At 60.3% G+C, this 15,486-nt stretch carries 11 protein-coding genes; 6 read left to right on the forward strand and 5 right to left on the reverse strand.

Annotated features, from left to right (window positions below; all coding sequences use genetic code 11):
* The first annotated feature begins 555 nt into the window (after window positions 1-555).
* Complete coding sequence (locus ACZ5C3_RS10315; protein WP_464037419.1) at window positions 556-786, forward strand: hypothetical protein; 231 nt, start codon at window positions 556-558, stop codon at window positions 784-786.
* 780 nt (window positions 787-1,566) lie between these two features.
* On the opposite strand, the gene ACZ5C3_RS10320 is transcribed toward ACZ5C3_RS10315, so the two are convergent.
* The gene (locus tag ACZ5C3_RS10320; RefSeq protein WP_464037420.1) at window positions 1,567-2,667 is read right to left on the reverse strand and encodes an HPP family protein; all 1,101 of its coding nucleotides are present in this window, start codon (window positions 2,665-2,667) and stop codon (window positions 1,567-1,569) included.
* Window positions 2,668-2,989: 322 nt separating this feature from the next.
* On the opposite strand from ACZ5C3_RS10320, the gene ACZ5C3_RS10325 reads away from it, so the two are divergent.
* Window positions 2,990-3,238: a hypothetical protein gene (locus ACZ5C3_RS10325; protein ID WP_464037421.1), complete on the forward strand. Its 249-nt coding sequence runs from the start codon at window positions 2,990-2,992 to the stop codon at window positions 3,236-3,238.
* A gap of 296 nt (window positions 3,239-3,534) precedes the next feature.
* Entirely contained in the window at window positions 3,535-4,863 is a 1,329-nt protein-coding gene (locus ACZ5C3_RS10330) for an MFS transporter (protein WP_464037422.1), read from the forward strand.
* A 114-nt stretch (window positions 4,864-4,977) separates the two neighbouring features.
* Here ACZ5C3_RS10330 and ACZ5C3_RS10335 read toward each other — a convergent pair whose 3' ends face one another.
* The 3 genes from ACZ5C3_RS10335 to ACZ5C3_RS10345 form a co-directional block, all read right to left on the reverse strand.
* Entirely contained in the window at window positions 4,978-5,526 is a 549-nt protein-coding gene (locus tag ACZ5C3_RS10335) for a GAD-like domain-containing protein (RefSeq protein WP_464037423.1), read from the reverse strand.
* A 98-nt stretch (window positions 5,527-5,624) separates the two neighbouring features.
* Window positions 5,625-6,881 (reverse strand): ABC transporter substrate-binding protein, encoded by a 1,257-nt coding sequence (locus tag ACZ5C3_RS10340; RefSeq protein WP_464037424.1) that lies wholly within the window; start codon window positions 6,879-6,881, stop codon window positions 5,625-5,627.
* Window positions 6,882-7,087: 206 nt separating this feature from the next.
* Window positions 7,088-7,969 (reverse strand): AraC family transcriptional regulator, encoded by an 882-nt coding sequence (locus ACZ5C3_RS10345; protein WP_464037425.1) that lies wholly within the window; start codon window positions 7,967-7,969, stop codon window positions 7,088-7,090.
* A gap of 407 nt (window positions 7,970-8,376) precedes the next feature.
* On the opposite strand from ACZ5C3_RS10345, the gene ACZ5C3_RS10350 reads away from it, so the two are divergent.
* Window positions 8,377-11,202 (forward strand): ATP-binding protein, encoded by a 2,826-nt coding sequence (locus tag ACZ5C3_RS10350; RefSeq protein WP_464037426.1) that lies wholly within the window; start codon window positions 8,377-8,379, stop codon window positions 11,200-11,202.
* On the opposite strand, the gene ACZ5C3_RS10355 is transcribed toward ACZ5C3_RS10350, so the two are convergent.
* A complete protein-coding gene (locus ACZ5C3_RS10355) occupies window positions 11,168-12,181 on the reverse strand; it encodes an aldo/keto reductase (protein ID WP_464037427.1) in 1,014 nt (337 codons plus the stop codon). The two genes, ACZ5C3_RS10350 and ACZ5C3_RS10355, sit on opposite strands and share 35 nt — an antisense overlap.
* A gap of 582 nt (window positions 12,182-12,763) precedes the next feature.
* Here ACZ5C3_RS10355 and ACZ5C3_RS10360 point away from each other — a divergent pair.
* Window positions 12,764-13,225: a (2Fe-2S)-binding protein gene (locus tag ACZ5C3_RS10360; RefSeq protein WP_464037428.1), complete on the forward strand. Its 462-nt coding sequence runs from the start codon at window positions 12,764-12,766 to the stop codon at window positions 13,223-13,225.
* 1 nt (window position 13,226) lies between these two features.
* Window positions 13,227-15,482, forward strand: a complete 2,256-nt coding sequence (locus ACZ5C3_RS10365) for a xanthine dehydrogenase family protein molybdopterin-binding subunit (RefSeq protein ID WP_464037429.1) — start codon at window positions 13,227-13,229, stop codon at window positions 15,480-15,482.
* Window positions 15,483-15,486 lie beyond the last annotated feature (4 nt).

Consider the following 15,486-nt stretch of genomic DNA (forward strand, 5'->3'; position numbering starts at 1 on the left):
TAGCAGCAGTGTTACCTTGAGATCGGCCGCTCGTTCGCACCGTGCGGAATGTTTTCGCTGATCGCCTTATTTGTATCCTTGGAGGCGGTCAACGAAAGTGTCACTGCGAGTAACACCGCTAAAGCCGCAACAACTCCCGCCATGAGATAAAAGTGTCTTTGCATACGCACACCTCAGATTGCCAATAGGCAACTTCTGCGCAGGTTCCTACGGCTGACAGTGATTCAAGCAAATAAAAGTATCATTTGATGCGTTGCTCATCCGAAACGGGTGTAGCCTTTCTTCATTGCCGGCACGAATTTTCGGCCGCCGGCGACTGAGAGACCACTCGCGCTCCCGGCTGTCCAACAGCGGAGTGGTCTATGACCCGAATACAATCCGCCTATCAATCGCAGTTGCGCGACCAAGCTAATCTGCTTCGGCAAAGAGCAGACATCCTCCCGCACGGACGTGCCCGCGATGCGCTCCTGTTGCAAGCGCAACGGCTCGAACGCGCGGCCATCGTGGAAGGCTGGGTCGCCTGTTCAGAACTCCAACCACCGAAGGGACGAGCGAATGACACATGTGACGAACCGAACGTGGATGCCGGCGCAAGTCGAAGAACTTAGAAGGCTGGTTGAAGCTGGCGCATCTCCCGTGAAGGCAGCCGCGCGCCTGAAGCGGTCCACGGTCTCGGTCCAGATCAAAGCCAAGGACTTGGGCACTCCATTCGCCGACAAGCGGGTGTTGAAGCGGCGGCGGCTGATGCGCGAATCTGAGGTCCGGAGAAAATTGGGACTAACGTGAGTCGTGCGGAACGCGCAGACAAGATTTCACTTCTATTGGCGTGACAACGGACTCCCGAAGCAAAGTCGGTCTGTCACTTCCTGTTGGCCGGCTGGCCGTGTGTACTGCAAACCCCACTGACCAGCCGGCTCGCAACATCGCCGATTGACGATCACTTTCAAGGCATGCTGGTCGAGCCGCTGCCGTTAGTTATTTGGACAGGAGATCCCGCCAACGCGCTTCAAATGTATAAAGCGTCTCGCTCACCGCGCCACAACATGCATCCTGATCAGGGGCACTGCTTGGCCGCTCCGTGATCGTTCGCATTGCTTCCTTGACGGGAGGCGCTGCTTCCGTTTCGCGACGCGGCGATGCCTTGTCACGTGGAGAGGTTTTCACGGACCAGGCCAACAATGATTTCGAAAGATTGTTCTGGCCTTCGTACCAGCATTTTCGTCCGTCGATGAGCCGATAAGACCAATGTGTCTTCGGTTTCGATGGCATTGCAACGTTGCATTGCTTCGCCGTCGCGCTCTCGGTCCCCATCAAAAAGGACAGTGGCAAAAGGCAAACAACGACTGACGCCAACACACTCAGCTTCGTCATTGGTGTCCCTCATTTCATACCGAGGTCCCCAAGCCAACGTCTTAGCGTGATTTGCAAATCTGCTCAGAGTGGGTCAGAAATCTGGCGAAAGTCCGCCCGGTTGTAGAGGGGGCACTCAGCACGCTGTCATCTTTGAGGCTGGTGCAGGTCTCGGACGCTTCGCGAGGGCGGATACAGACCGCGAGCGCGAAAAAACTAAGCCGCTTGTGGAAGCAGCTTGGCGACAGCCGCGAGCAGGTCCGTCTGCGTGACGATGCCGAGGATCGCTTTATCTGAATCGACGACGATCACGGCGTGCGTACTTCCGTCTGTCAGCGTTCTCACAAGCGCGACCGCCGGCGTCTCCGCGAAACTCGTTGCGGCGGTAGACATGCACGAACCGACATCGCCGGACGCGCCTGCGATTTCTCTCAAGCCGATGGTCCCGACCAGATGATTATCGGCGTCGACAACCGGCAACACGCGGATATTGAAGTCGAGCAGCAACTGTCGTGCCCGATCGAGACTATCGCGCAGTTGCACTTTGACGACGTCCCTCGACATCACGTCGGCGCAGACGATCACGCCATGTGATCGCAGGGCTGCCTGATACTCGACTTCACGAAGCAGCTTATCCAGATCATCCGTGCTGATATCGAACGTCTCGTGAAACGTCTCCAACGCGCGGTCGATGTCTTCCTGCCGGAAACCTCCGCGCAACTCCGGACGAGGATCCGCTGTCGGGCGCGGCGACGGCAATGGCTGCGTGTGCGGATAGGCTCGGCCGGATATTCTGTGAAACACGAGACCGAGCAGCACGAGCAAGATGCAATTCAAAGCCACCGGCACGAACGGGAAAAGAAACCCTAAGCTCGTCACCGCCGGGCCGCCGATGATCGACGTCAACGCAGCAGCACCACCCGGCGGATGGAGGCTCCTGGTGAATGACATGGCGAGAATGGCCAGCGATACGCCAAAGCCAATCGCCAGGATCTGATCTTTCACGAGATGCGCGACCACAACGCCGACCAGCGCGGAGATGGTATTGCCGCCGATGATCGACCAGGGTTGAGCGAGGGGACTCGCTGGGACTGCAAACAGCAGCACAGCCGAAGCGCCGATCGGCGCAACAATGAGCGGAAAGCTCGAGCCGTTTCCGAGCACAGCCTTACAGATCAGCGCGGTACACGCGATCCCTGCAAGAGCGCCAATGCACGCGATCAAACGATCACGTATCGTTGCTCCGGCGAGGATTGGGGAAAAGAACAGGTGCCCGCGTTTGCGGGGAGGCTTCTTTCCGGAATTGGAACCGGGCATGAACGTTTTGTCGCGACTAAAAGGAATGTGACACGGCCATAACGGGGTATCGCGGCCCCCACAAGGACCTTTGAAGCAAGGGCTTTGATTGGGGTCGAATAGCCTGTTTGCCGGCTCACAGAGAGATGAATCTCCTCAAGATCGGGCCGCGAATGGCGGTTCGATCTCATGCGCCCGACAGCCATCGGTGGCGTTATCCGCGCGGCACCTAGCCACAAAAAACGCCATGCGTTCAATGCATTGTTGCATTGCAGCAAAAATCATCGCGACGCAGCAATTCGCACCTTAAATAGATCCGAGACTTTTTCTCGGAGTGACATCAATGAATACGAAGACTTTGACGTTCGCCGCCGCCATCACAGCGATTGCGCTCAGCACGACCGCTTTCGCCGGCGAACTGCCGACCTACGAGGCCAACGGTTTTCCGACAACACCAGTGCAGGTGAGTGTGCTCGGTGCCGCCAACGTTGAGCAGCAAGCGGCGGCGCCTGCCGCGACGCTCACGCCCGTCCAGGCGAGCGTGCTGACGCCGCGCAAGGTGAAGACCGCGACCGTCGGCGAGAGCCGCTAAGCTTGAGTCATGTCAGTCGGTTGACGGACTGCATTCAACTGCTGTCTCAGATGAAGAATGGCGCGCATGAATCTGCGCGCCATTTCTTTTTCAACCTGAACCTTCGCTTTGCCGAGACGCCGCTTGAGCAACCGGATTGCGTCAACTTGTTGATGCCGATGGGCAGCATTGCGTTGAGGCGAGGCGCGGGGTTGACCTCACCTGACGAAGGACTAAGAACAAAAAAACTCTAAAAAAAATCTGCAAGGGTGGTGACGTTCGCAGGGGATCTGGTTGACGCCACCCATGCAGGACACATGACCACCACGCCTCACGCGCACGCGACCGCCACCTCAAAACCCCTTCATTTCGGCATCGTCCTGTTGTCTCTCGCAATGGGCGGATTTGCGATCGGAACCACCGAATTCGCGTCCATGAGCTTGTTGCCATTTTTTGCCGCCGACTTTCGTGTCGACGAGCCGGCCGCGGGGCATGCGATCAGTGCCTACGCCTTGGGCGTGGTGCTGGGTGCGCCACTCATCGCTGTCATTGGTGCGCGGTTCGCACGCCGCACGCAATTGCTGGCGCTGATGGCTGTCTTCGCGCTCGGTAATGCGCTGACCGCGCTTGCCCCCAGCTTTGGCTGGATGATCGCGGCGCGCTTTCTGGCGGGATTGCCGCATGGCGCCTATTTCGGCATCGCCGCGCTGGTCGCAGCGTCGCTCGTTCCTCAAGATCGCCGCTCGCGAGCGATCGGCCAGGTGATGCTCGGCCTGACTAGCGCGACCATCATCGGTGTGCCGCTGGCCAATCTGCTGGGGCAGGCGGTGGGTTGGCGCGCGAGCTTCGGCCTCGTGTCGATACTGGCGCTGCTCACGATCCTGCTTTGCGCGCTATTTGTGCCGCGGGATCAAGCGGGCAGGTCGGATCCGCTGAAAGAACTCGGAGCGCTGAAGAGTGGACGCGTCTGGATGACGCTTGCGATCGGCGCCATCGGCTTCGGCGGCATGTTCGCCGTCTACACTTATCTCGCGACAACGTTGATCGAGGTTACCAAGGTCAGCGCCGCCGCCATTCCGTTTTTCTTCGCCGTCTTCGGGATCGGCGCCACGCTCGGCAATCTGATCGTGCCGCGTTTTGCGGACCGCGCGCTGATGCCGACGGCGGGTTGCATCCTGCTGTTTTCAGCGCTCGCGCTCCTGATCTTTCCGTTGACCGCCAGCAATCCGTGGCTGCTCGCTGTAAACATCTTCGCCATTGGCGCCGGCGTCTCGCTCGGGGCGGTGCTCCAGACACGGCTGATGGATGTGGCCGGAGACGCGCAGGCGCTGGCTGCAGCGCTGAATCATTCGGCATTCAACACCGCGAATGCGCTCGGCCCGTTCCTGGGCGGCATTGCCATTCGCGCAGGGATGGGCTGGACGTCCACCGGCCCCGTCGGCGCTGCACTCGCGCTCGCAGGTTTTCTGATCTGGATCGTCGCGTACCGCGATGCCGGGAGCGCTCCCAAGAACATGACCGAGGACAGGCGCAAGAACTCTTCAAAGAGTCCCGCCACACCACTCGCGTCGGATGATCACGTTCACTCGCACCCGCGCGAGACTTCGGTGTCCAAGACTCCAGCGTCCAAGACACCGGTGGCGTGAAGTGTCCTGATGACACCGCGCGCTATGTTTGCGCCTCACGCGTCGCCGCTTGCTTTGCCGCAAGCGCATCGCAGAGTTCGTGATGCATGTCCATCGCGTCGCGCTTGACGGATTTCAGCATGTGCATCTCGAGAAGCAGGCGATCGACCTGATAGACCTCGTGGGCCTCGAGTTCGCCGCAACGCTCGCGCGCGTCTTCAGCCATCCCGGCTCGATGAAATCGTCACGCTCCTTGCGCTTGGTCATGAAGCCGTTGAAGAACTCATCCGCGCTGCCGCCGAGCACACGCCCCGTGGAAAACGTCGCGTTGATCGCGAAGACGACGCCGTCGTTCTCGTCCACCTTGGCATTGAAAACGAGGTCACCGAACGGAGTCAGCGCGATCGGGATTCGAATCCACGGGCGCTGTGAGTTGGGAAATTTGAGAGCGACCCAGCGGTCGAGGATCGGCTGCCAGGGCTCGGGATCAATGAGGCGCAGCGCGGCAGGGCCGTAGACGCCAAGCCCGTGTGTACACCAAAGCTCGATCAGGGACGCAGGCAGCCGCCCGTCATAGCGGCTGGCCCATTCGGCGGACACCGGCGTGTTGCCTGTATGAGGCGGGTTGGCATTGACGAATTTCTTGAGCTGAATGCCGCCGCCACCGCCAAACCAACCGAACATCGTTACTGATCCCGTTTGCAAAATGGCGCGCCCGAAAGAACAGGCGCGCCATTGTTTTTAATCGCCAGACTTGAACTCAGTGCGACAGAGCGCCCCGATCAGTTCGTCGGGCGCGCAAAGGCCGGGTACTTCATTTTGCCTTGGGCGATTTTGGCCGGCCACACCGCGACCTGCTTGCCGTCCTGCCATTGGAAGATCATGCCGCTGACGGCCTCGGGTCCGTAGACCAGACCATGGGTGAACTGATCGTCTTTGCCGTAGAACTTCACGCGGCCGATGGTGCCGACATAATCGGTCTTCTCCAGCTCTTCGACCATCTTGTCCGGATCGGTCGAGCCGGCGCGCTGGATCGCGTCCGCAATGATGTAGACCTCGTCATAGGCGGTGTAGCCGGTATAGGCCGGATCCGTGCCGAACTTCGCCTTGAAGGCGGCTGCGAAGGGCATGGTCTTTGGCGTCACAGCGGCGGTGGCGGTGGCAACGGCCAGCGATGGAATGCCGTCCGCAGCGCCATTGGTGTCGCCCCAGAACGACGGGCTCAGCGCCTGCGCGCTGACGCCGAACATCGGGATCGGCACCTGCTGGTTCTTCCACTGAACCGTCGGCTGCACGCCGACATGTGAGATGCCGGTGATGATGACGTCCGGCTTCTTGCCTTCGAGCCCATTGAAGATCGGCGTGAAGTCGGTGGTGTCAGGCGAGAAGCGAACGTGATCGACCACTTTGAGACCGGCCTTCGGCAGGCACGCCTCATAGCCTTCATCGAGCGACTTGGTCCACGCCGCGTCCTCGCTCATGATGGCCGCGGTCTTCATCTTCATCCCGTCCACCAGCAAATCCTTAGCGGCGTCGCACACGGCTTGCGATTGCGCCGCCGACGTCAGGTAGCCGTGGAAGGTGTATTTATTCTTCGCATAATCGGTGTGAACCGGCTTGGTGATCTCATTGGAAGCGGCGCCGGGCGTGATCAGCGGCATCTTCAGGCGCGCGGACCATGGCTCCAGCGCAAGCACGACCTCGCTGATATAGCTCGCGATCACGGCGCTGACTTTGTCATCGGAGACGGCGCGCTGGAAGGCACGGACGGAATCCGCCGACGAACTCTTGTTGTCGTAGGAGACGATCTCGATCTTGCGGCCGTTGATGCCGCCCTTGGCGTTGATTTCGTCGGCCGCGATCTGCGCACCACCCGGCGTTGCCGCGCCGGCAATCGACTGGATTTCTGCGATCACGCCGATCTTGATCGGAGCGTTTGATTGCGCGAAGGCAGGCAATGTGGACGCTGCGGTCAAAGCGGCGAGGGCGGTGGTCGCTTTCAGAAAGTATGAGAATTTGACGTTGATCTGATGACCCATTGGACTTGTTTCTCCCGTTTATTATCCGTCTTTATGACGGCTTGGGAGAAGTCGAGCACAGGCAAAAATGTAAAGCAAGATATGTCGGATCACGATGTTCCATGCATCGAAAGTCTAACGACAGCGCGGACCAGCCCCGCGCAAGCCTCACCGTTCACTTGCGATCGTCGGACGCGGGGCCAAGAATAACAACATCAGTCGACGCGCTACTTCAGCGGCAAAAACAATTCCGCGACAGTCTCATGCTCCGACACCTCCGGGAAGAAACTCAGCCGCTGGCAATAGAGCGGGAAGTCGCGGGCTTCCTCGCCGCTGACGGGTAGCCAATCGCGATAAAGGAAGAGCGCGGCGGGCTCCAGATTGTCGGTGTAGCCGACGACGCGCAGCACCGCGCAGCGTCCGCCGGGGATCTCGCCGGCTTTGATCTCTTCGCCGTTCGCCTCGATCGGTTGCTCGGTCGCGACACAGAGGTCCTGGCTATAATCGGCAGGCGAGGCAGGACGCCGCTCGGAACGCCAGACATTGAAGGTCGGATTTGTCTTGGGGTGCAGGCCAGCGGCCTTGCGCCACGCGATGAACCGCTGGATGGTGGCGCCGAGCGTCGCCGGGTCGCCCCGATGCTCCATGATCGCCACCGGCGTGGGAGGCACATCGCGGATCGTCACGTCGTCCGTGGTAAAAGTCTTCTGCATGAGTTTGCTCCTGGCGTTATCGAGAGGCCCGAAGGCCGCAAGCCACGGCTCCCAGTCGGGAGACTTCCGGAACGACGAAGGCGATTGCCCGAACCTTTCCCGAAAGACGCGGGCAAAGGCGTCCGGTGCATCGTAACCGGCATCCATCGCGATATCCGTGATGCAGTCGGCATCCCTGTAGGCAAGCTGATATGAAGCGCGCTTCATGCGGGCGAGCTGGATATAACGATGCACGGACAGCCCGAAAGTCGCCGTGAACTGCCGGTGGAAATGAAACTTCGAGTAGGCTGCGACGCTGCTCACCGCGTCCACGTCCAGATCGTCGTCCAGATGCCGGTCGATGTGATCCAGCACCCGTTGCATCCGGGCATGGTAGTTGCGAAGCGCCGCCTTCATCGTTCTGTTCTCCGTGGCAGCGCCAGATAAGCGCACGCAGACATGACGCGCTCGACCGATCTTGCGGTTTTGTCGCGGGAGTTGACGGCCTGGTTCTTCACCCGTCAGCAACCGCAGGGCGAACTGGCCGCATGTCTCGTTTCGCGACAGAAACGGATATTCCGTGCGCCTGCGCCTTGAGGCGATACGGTAATTCCGGTACGACGCATATGCGAGCCTGAATATGCGGACCGCCGAGGCGTTGATGGCCTCGCCGATATTATAAGAACGACCCTATATTTTTTGACGTTCACGCTCGATTTGACCCGGCTGCGACCGAGGGTCCAATGGATTGGCACGACTCTAGGAATAACGAACTCGTTTTCTCGTTCGGCCCGTTTCGCCTGATTCCGAGGCGTCATTTGCTGATGCGTGATGGATGTGCGGTCAAGCTCGGCGGCCGCTCATTCGAATTGCTGCATCTGCTGGTCCAGCGCAACGGTCAGTTGGTGGGCAAGGACGAACTGATTGCGGCGGCATGGCCGGATACGTTCGTTCATGACGGCAATCTCAAGGTCAACATTTCCAGCCTGCGCCGCGCGCTGGGCGACACACAGGCGCAGCCGTCTTTTGTGGCGACGATCGCGGGCAGGGGATATCGATTTGTCGCGCCGGTGCAGGTCAGCATCGCGGATGTCTCCGATCCAGCCGTTGCTGCGAAGTCATCGGATTTGTCCGGCCTTCCTCATCATCGCGACATGGTCGGCCGCGAAACGGACATCGTCCATATCCTGGCCGACCTGCGCGACAAGCGGCACGTCACGCTGGTCGGCGCAGGTGGCATCGGCAAGACCACATTGGCCGTCGCCGTGGCGCGTGCCTTTGAACCGAACTGTCCGGATGGTGTCTGCTTTGTCGATCTGTCGACGATCAACGATCCGGCGCTCGTCCCGGTCGCATTGGCGGCGGCGCTGGGCATCCGCGGCAACCCCAACGATGCGCTCGTGGCCGTCCTTGATTATCTCCGGCAGCGCCGCACGCTTGTTGTGCTGGACAATTGCGAGCACGTGCTTTCTGCGGCCGCGATGTTTGCGAACGGCATTGTTGTCGAGAACGGCAAATCGACACTGCTCGCCACCAGCCGCGAGCCGCTGGAAACAGCTGCGGAGCATATCGTCTGGATCGACCCGCTCGCATGTCCCGAGACGAGCGACAATCTGACCGCGTCTCAGGCCATGGAGTTTCCAGCCATCGAGCTGTTTGCGCGCCGCGCGTCGGAATGGGCGGACTATGAGCTTGCGGATTTAGACTGCGCGCCTGTTGCACGGATCTGCCGCGCCCTGGATGGACTGCCGCTGGCGATCGAGCTGGTCGCAGCCAAGATGACACACCACAGCGCGCAGGATCTGCTTGCGATGCTGGACCAACATCTGAGCTACCGCAATCCGTTCGCGCAGGATGCGTCACCCCGTCATGAGACGCTGATGGCGACGATCGATTGGAGCTTCCAGCGTTTGTCGCACAACGAAGCGACGATTTTCCGGCTTGCCTCGGTGTTTGCCGATGCCTTTGAACTGGACGATGTCGCGGCTATCGCCGGTGCAGCCGCGCTGAAGCCGGCGCATGTCGCCTCCGGCCTCGGTGGTCTGGTGGGGAAATCGCTGGTCACGGCGCAGATGAGCGAAACGGGGCTCAGTTATCGGTTGCTTGACAGCACGCGGCGCTATGCTATCGCGCGGCGGCAGGCCGACCCGATCGACGCGCTTGCATTGGAATGTCACGCGCGCCGCATTCTCGCGCTGCTGAAGCGGTCTGAAGAAGAATACGACGGGCGCGAGGCTCGCGATTGGCTGGAGCGATATCGGGGCCGGCTCGCCGATCTGCGCGCGGCGTTGTCGTGGGCATTCGGTGCGGGACACGCGCCCGAGCTTGGCATCGCACTGACCGCGGCTGCCATTCCGCTGTGGTCGGAGAGTTCGCTCTTGTCAGAGTCTCAGCGGTGGGTGTCGCTGGCGCTCACAACAGCGGATGCGATGCCGTGCGATGACCTGTTGAAGGCGAAGCTCGCGTGCTCCCGGGGGTGGGGCCTGTTTTACGCGCGCAAGCAGCAGAACGAAAATGAGGACATCTGGCTCGCCGCGATCGCATACGCGAAGAGCGCCGGCAATCCCGACTATCACATGCGCGCGCTGCTGGGGCTGTCCTATTACCTGCTCCAGATCGGACACATTGCCAGGGCGATCGAACGCCTTGAGGAATTGGGCGAGCTCTCGCGCGATCATCAGGATTGGCCGGGTGCGCCTGATGGTGATCGTGCCTTGGCGTGGGCCAAGGCACATGCGGGAGATCTGCAGCAAAGCTGGCACGAGTTGTCGCGACAGGCGGCGGTCTATCCGCGGCCCAAAAAGCGCACACGCATGGCCGAGCTCGATGTCGATCGCTATATCTCGACGCGCTTTTATCTTCCCATCGTCGCGTGGCTCAACGGCCATATGGATTACGCAGCCGCAGCCGCGCACGAAGCGGTCGAAGCCTCGGCAAGCGCCGGACATCTGGTCTCGCAGTCCAACGCGCTCGGACTGGCAGCGCTGCCGGTCGCGCTCTACAATAGCGATCTCGATGGACTTGCGCGTTACACCGCGCAACTGCAATTTATTCTGGAGCGTGAAGATATCGCGCGCTGGGTCCCCGTTCAGAAATATTTCGCGGCGACGCTGAGGGATTTGAACGGAGATCGGGGGGCTGTGCGCGACATGCGCGCGTCCGTCGACGAATTAATCGAATGCCGCTATCTCATGCGGATTGGAATGTATCTCGGTCATCTCGCCGATGTCCTGGCCCGGCAAGGGCAAATGACTGAGGCCGACGAGATCATTGCCGTTGCGTTCAATTATCAGGAGCAGAACCAGGAGCGCTGGTGCCGATCCGAGTTGCTGCGGGTCAAAGCCTCGATCCTGCAGCGCGCCGGCCGGCATGCCGATGCTGTGCGGTTTCTCGTCAGCGCAAAGCAGGAGGCCCATGCAATCGGCGCGATGTCTTTTGAGTTGCGTATCGCCAATGATCTGGCCGCGTACTACATCGACTGCAATCGCAACGATGATGCCATCCGGGTGCTGCAACCACTTTACCAGAGCTTCAGCGAAGGCTTCTCGACGGGAAGCCTCGTCATGGCGTCGCAACTGCTGCGCCGGGCAACAACTGCGACGCTTTCGAGGTCATTTAGTCCGCCGTGGGAAGGGGAGCATCGGGATTGACGAGACCTCCCGAGCGGAGTTCGCGCCAGAAATCGGCGGGAATGGATTCCTTCAGCGCCGCGCGATCCTCAGCAATGCGGCTCGGACGGCTCGCTCCGGGGATGACGGCGGCGACAACGGGATTTGCGAGCGCAAACTGCAAGCCCGCAGCCTTCATGCTGATGCCATAGCGATCCGCGATCGCCTTGATGCGTGCCACCTTGTTGAGGATGTCCGGCGTCGCCGGCGCATACTCGAAATTCGGGCCGCCAACGAGCGCACCTGAACTGTAGGGCCCGCCCACAACAAGTGCGAGGTCGCGCTCCGCAACCATCGGCACCACCCGCTGCAGTGCGCGATCATGATCGAGAAGCGTGTAACGCCCCGCGAGCAAGAAGCCGTCAGGGCGCGGACCTTCCAGCGCAAGCAGCAGTTCGATCGGCTCCACGCGATTGACGCCGAGACCCCATGCCTTGATCACGCCCTCGTCGCGCAGGCGATCAAGCGTCTTGAATGCGCCGTTGCGCGCAGCTTCGAAGATCGCCAGCCATTCGTCGCCATAGAAATCCTGCGCCACGTCATGCACGAACGCGATATCGATATGGTCAGTGCCCAGCCGCTTCAGGCTGCCCTCGATCGAGCGCAACGTTCCGTCGCTCGAATAATCGTTGACGATCTTGTTCGGGCGCCCATGTTTGAAGACATCGCCTTTCTCGCCGAGATCGCGCGCGCTGACATCCTCGATCTCATCCAGGATCACGCGACCGACCTTGGTACTGATGACATAATCGGCCCGCGGCCTGTCGGCGAGCGCGGCGCCCATGCGGATTTCTGCGAGACCCGCGCCATAGAAGGGGGCATTGTCGAAATAGCGAATGCCGTCTTCCCACGCTGCATTCACCGTTTCGAGCGCCTCTCGCTCGGGAATGTCGCGGAACATGTTGCCGAGCGGCGCCGAACCGAAGCCTAGCTTGCCGGGCAGAATATTCTTAAGCGCCATATTTCATTCCTTCCTTGATGGTCGGCAGTGCCGTCTGTCCGCAAAGGATTTGTTGCTGACGTGCTCGACATCAACTGCAACGCTTGCGTTGCCGATGAGGTGTCACGACCTCGGCGGCAAACTTCGCCATGGCGTCGCAACTGCGTCTCCCGGTTGTGAGCTTCTATCCAAGGCGATCAGAGTGAGGAGTAAAATGAAGTAAAATTGTCGAGGAACGAGTCCAGCCTGTCGTGCGTATTTGATCTGTCAGAAAACGACATCTCGGTCTCGTGACAGTTCGTTGTGATGCTGCGACACGGCGCCGCAGTGTCTGAATTATGTTCTACGCAATCAGATGGTACTGCGGCGTGTGCCCGGTGATGAGTTCGCGATCTTTGATCGTTCGGCTCGAAGCCGGGAGTAATGATCAGAAGCGATGATCACCGATTGCTTTTTTACCTCTTTTAACCGAACCGTCTCTGGACTTTGCTGCGAGTGCAAACAACACTTTCGTTAAGGAATTCCGCGCCGGTGCCTCGGCTATATGAGCCGTTCCGGTGAGGACAACAATGACAACAATCATGTGCTAAAGGATATGCCGCCATGATCGAGCTCACGGTCAACGGAACCAAGCATCACATCGACGTCGTTCCTGAAATGCCTTTGCTTTGGGCACTGCGCGACGAACTCGGCATCACAAGTCCCAAATACGGCTGCGGAGTCGCGCAATGCGGCGCCTGCACGGTGCAGATCGACGGAGCGGCAGTGCGCTCCTGTCAGTCGCGTGTCGGCGATGTTGTCGGCAAGTCGATCGTCACGATCGAAGGGCTGGAGAATAAAGACACGCATCCGGTTCTGCAGGCCTGGATCCAACATCAGGTGCCGCAGTGTGGCTATTGCCAGACCGGCCAGATCATGCAGGCCATTTCGCTCCTTGAACTTGCTCCCCAGCCGACCGACGAGCAGATCGATCAGGTGATGTCCGGCAATCTCTGCCGTTGCGGCACCTATCCGCGTATTCGTGCTGCGATCCATGCGGCCTCGGCAAAGATGGCGGAGAAGTGAGATGGGCACCATGCAGAACATCTCCCGTCGCGCGTTCATCGTGGGCTCGACGGCTGTCGCCGGCGGCATCGCGTTCGGTTCCTACAGCTATGCTGAAGCACCTGTTGGTACGGACGCCACTAATCCGTTAGCCAGGGGCCTTGCGCCGAATTCCGCGAGCTTCAATGCCTGGGTCGAGATCAGCCCGGAAAAAATCACACTCATTGCCCAACACGCGGACATCGGGCAGGGCGTTGGCTCCGCGCAGGTCGCGTTGATCGCCGAGGAAATGGACCTCGATCCCGGCCAGTTCGAAATCCGCTTCGCGGGGCCCAGTCCCGCTTACTTCAACACCGGCTTCGCGGATGAATTCGCGCCGTTCGTGGCTGCGGACCAAAGCCCGGCAGCCGAGAAAGCGCGCGAGGCCACACTCGAATGGCTTCGGAAGTCCGGCCTGCAGATGACGGGCGGATCGAGCACGATCCCGGATACGTACGAAAAATTGCGGGTGGCCGGTGCGGTCGCGCGCGAGACGCTGAAGGCCACGGCGGCCAAGCGCGCAGGTGTTGCGGTGGCCGAGCTGCGCACGCAGAGCGGCAACGTGATCCTGCCCAATGGAACGAAGATTGCTTACGTCGAACTCGCAAGTGACGCCGCCAAGATTCCGCCGGTACTCGATGTGAAGCCGCGCGATCCATCCACGTGGCGCCTGGTCGGCAAGCCGATGATGCGCCTCGATGTGAAGTCGAAGGTGATGGGCGAATTGAAATTCGGCATCGACATGAAAATGGACGGCATGCTGTATGCCGCCGTCAAGCTGAACCCCAACAAGGGACAGCCGATCAAGTCGTTCGACGCCGGCAAGGCGCAGTCGATGCCGGGGGTGAAGAAAGTCCTTCAACTCAAAACCGGTGTTGCCGTCGTTGCCACCAACAGCTGGTACGCGATGCAGGCCGTCGACACGATCGAATGTCAGTGGGCGCCGTCGATTTATCCCGCCGAGCAAGCCGAGCATTGGAAGGTTCTGGAAAATTCGTTCAAGCCGGAATTCCTCGGCAAGGAATGGAAGAAGACCGGCGATATCGAAGCGGGCTTGAAGACCGGCACGCGCGTCGAGGCCGAGTATCGCGCGCCGTATGTCGCGCATCAGCCGCTGGAGCCGCTCAACGGCGTTGCCATTCTCACCGATAAGGGAATGGATATCTGGGTCGGGCATCAAAGCCCTCAGGCTGTGCAGGCTATCGCGGCGGGTGCGGCCGGCCTGAAGCCGGAGCAGGTGACGTTCCACAATCAATGGACCGGCGGAAGCTTCGGACATCGTCTCGAATTCGAGAACGTCCGCGTACTGGGTGAAATCGTTGCCCAAATGCGCGACACGCCGATCAAGCTGGTGTTTTCGCGCGAGGAGGATTTCCTCCAGGACATTCCGCGACAGATCGCCATCGCCCGGCACCGAGGCAGCGTCGACAAAGGCAAGATCGTTGCGGCCGATCTGCAACTGGCATCGACCGCGCCGCTCAACGGATTGCTCGAGCGGATGGGCACGCCGTCAAAGGATCCCGACGGGCAATTGGCCGCGGGTCTGTGGAATGTCTATTATGACATTCCGAATTTCAGGGGCACGAGCTACGAGGCGAGGGGACTCTCGCCCTGCACCACGTGGCGATCGGTCGGCGCCTCCAGTGCCGGCTTCTTCACGGAAAGCTTTATCGACGAACTGATCCACGCGGCCGGTCTCGACCCGATGAAGGCACGCATCGACATGTGCACGGTGCCGCACTATCGCAAAGTGCTGGAGACGGTCGCGCAGATGTCGGACTGGAAGGGACCGCTCGGCAACGGGAGAGGGCGGGGCGTTGCGTTCGTCGAGTCGTTCGGCACACCAACAGCCGAAGTCATTGAAGTCACGATGACGGACCGGGGCATCAGGATCGACAAGGTCTGGATCGCAGCCGATGTCGGCAAGGTCGTCGATCCCGTCAATTTCGAGAACCAGGTCCAAGGCGGCGTCGTCTGGGGCCTCGGCCACGCGATCAACTGCGAGCTCACCTACAAAGGCGGCGCCGTGCAGCAGACCAACTACAATCACCACGAAGCGATGCGGATCTACCAATGTCCGGTGATCGAAGTGCGCGGGCTTGAGAACGATCCCAAGGTGAGAGGTGTCGGAGAGCCGCCTGTGCCTCCTGCCGCACCTGCGCTCGCAAACGCCATCTTCGCGGCGACCGGAAAGCGCATCCGCGAAATGCCATTCAACAAATTCATTGATTTCGTGTGAGGGC

The organism is Afipia dichlorophenoxyacetatis (assembly GCF_055386385.1).

Bases quoted from the DNA above. Each gene is read 5' to 3' on its own strand.
- ACZ5C3_RS10315 (WP_464037419.1), top strand. From the start codon at position 556: ATGACACATGTGACGAACCGAACGTGGATGCCGGCGCAAGTCGAAGAA.
- ACZ5C3_RS10320 (WP_464037420.1), bottom strand. From the start codon at position 2,667: ATGCCCGGTTCCAATTCCGGAAAGAAGCCTCCCCGCAAACGCGGGCAC.
- ACZ5C3_RS10325 (WP_464037421.1), top strand. From the start codon at position 2,990: ATGAATACGAAGACTTTGACGTTCGCCGCCGCCATCACAGCGATTGCG.
- ACZ5C3_RS10330 (WP_464037422.1), top strand. From the start codon at position 3,535: ATGACCACCACGCCTCACGCGCACGCGACCGCCACCTCAAAACCCCTT.
- ACZ5C3_RS10335 (WP_464037423.1), bottom strand. From the start codon at position 5,526: ATGTTCGGTTGGTTTGGCGGTGGCGGCGGCATTCAGCTCAAGAAATTC.
- ACZ5C3_RS10340 (WP_464037424.1), bottom strand. From the start codon at position 6,881: ATGGGTCATCAGATCAACGTCAAATTCTCATACTTTCTGAAAGCGACC.
- ACZ5C3_RS10345 (WP_464037425.1), bottom strand. From the start codon at position 7,969: ATGAAGGCGGCGCTTCGCAACTACCATGCCCGGATGCAACGGGTGCTG.
- ACZ5C3_RS10350 (WP_464037426.1), top strand. From the start codon at position 8,377: ATGCGTGATGGATGTGCGGTCAAGCTCGGCGGCCGCTCATTCGAATTG.
- ACZ5C3_RS10355 (WP_464037427.1), bottom strand. From the start codon at position 12,181: ATGGCGCTTAAGAATATTCTGCCCGGCAAGCTAGGCTTCGGTTCGGCG.
- ACZ5C3_RS10360 (WP_464037428.1), top strand. From the start codon at position 12,764: ATGATCGAGCTCACGGTCAACGGAACCAAGCATCACATCGACGTCGTT.
- ACZ5C3_RS10365 (WP_464037429.1), top strand. From the start codon at position 13,227: ATGGGCACCATGCAGAACATCTCCCGTCGCGCGTTCATCGTGGGCTCG.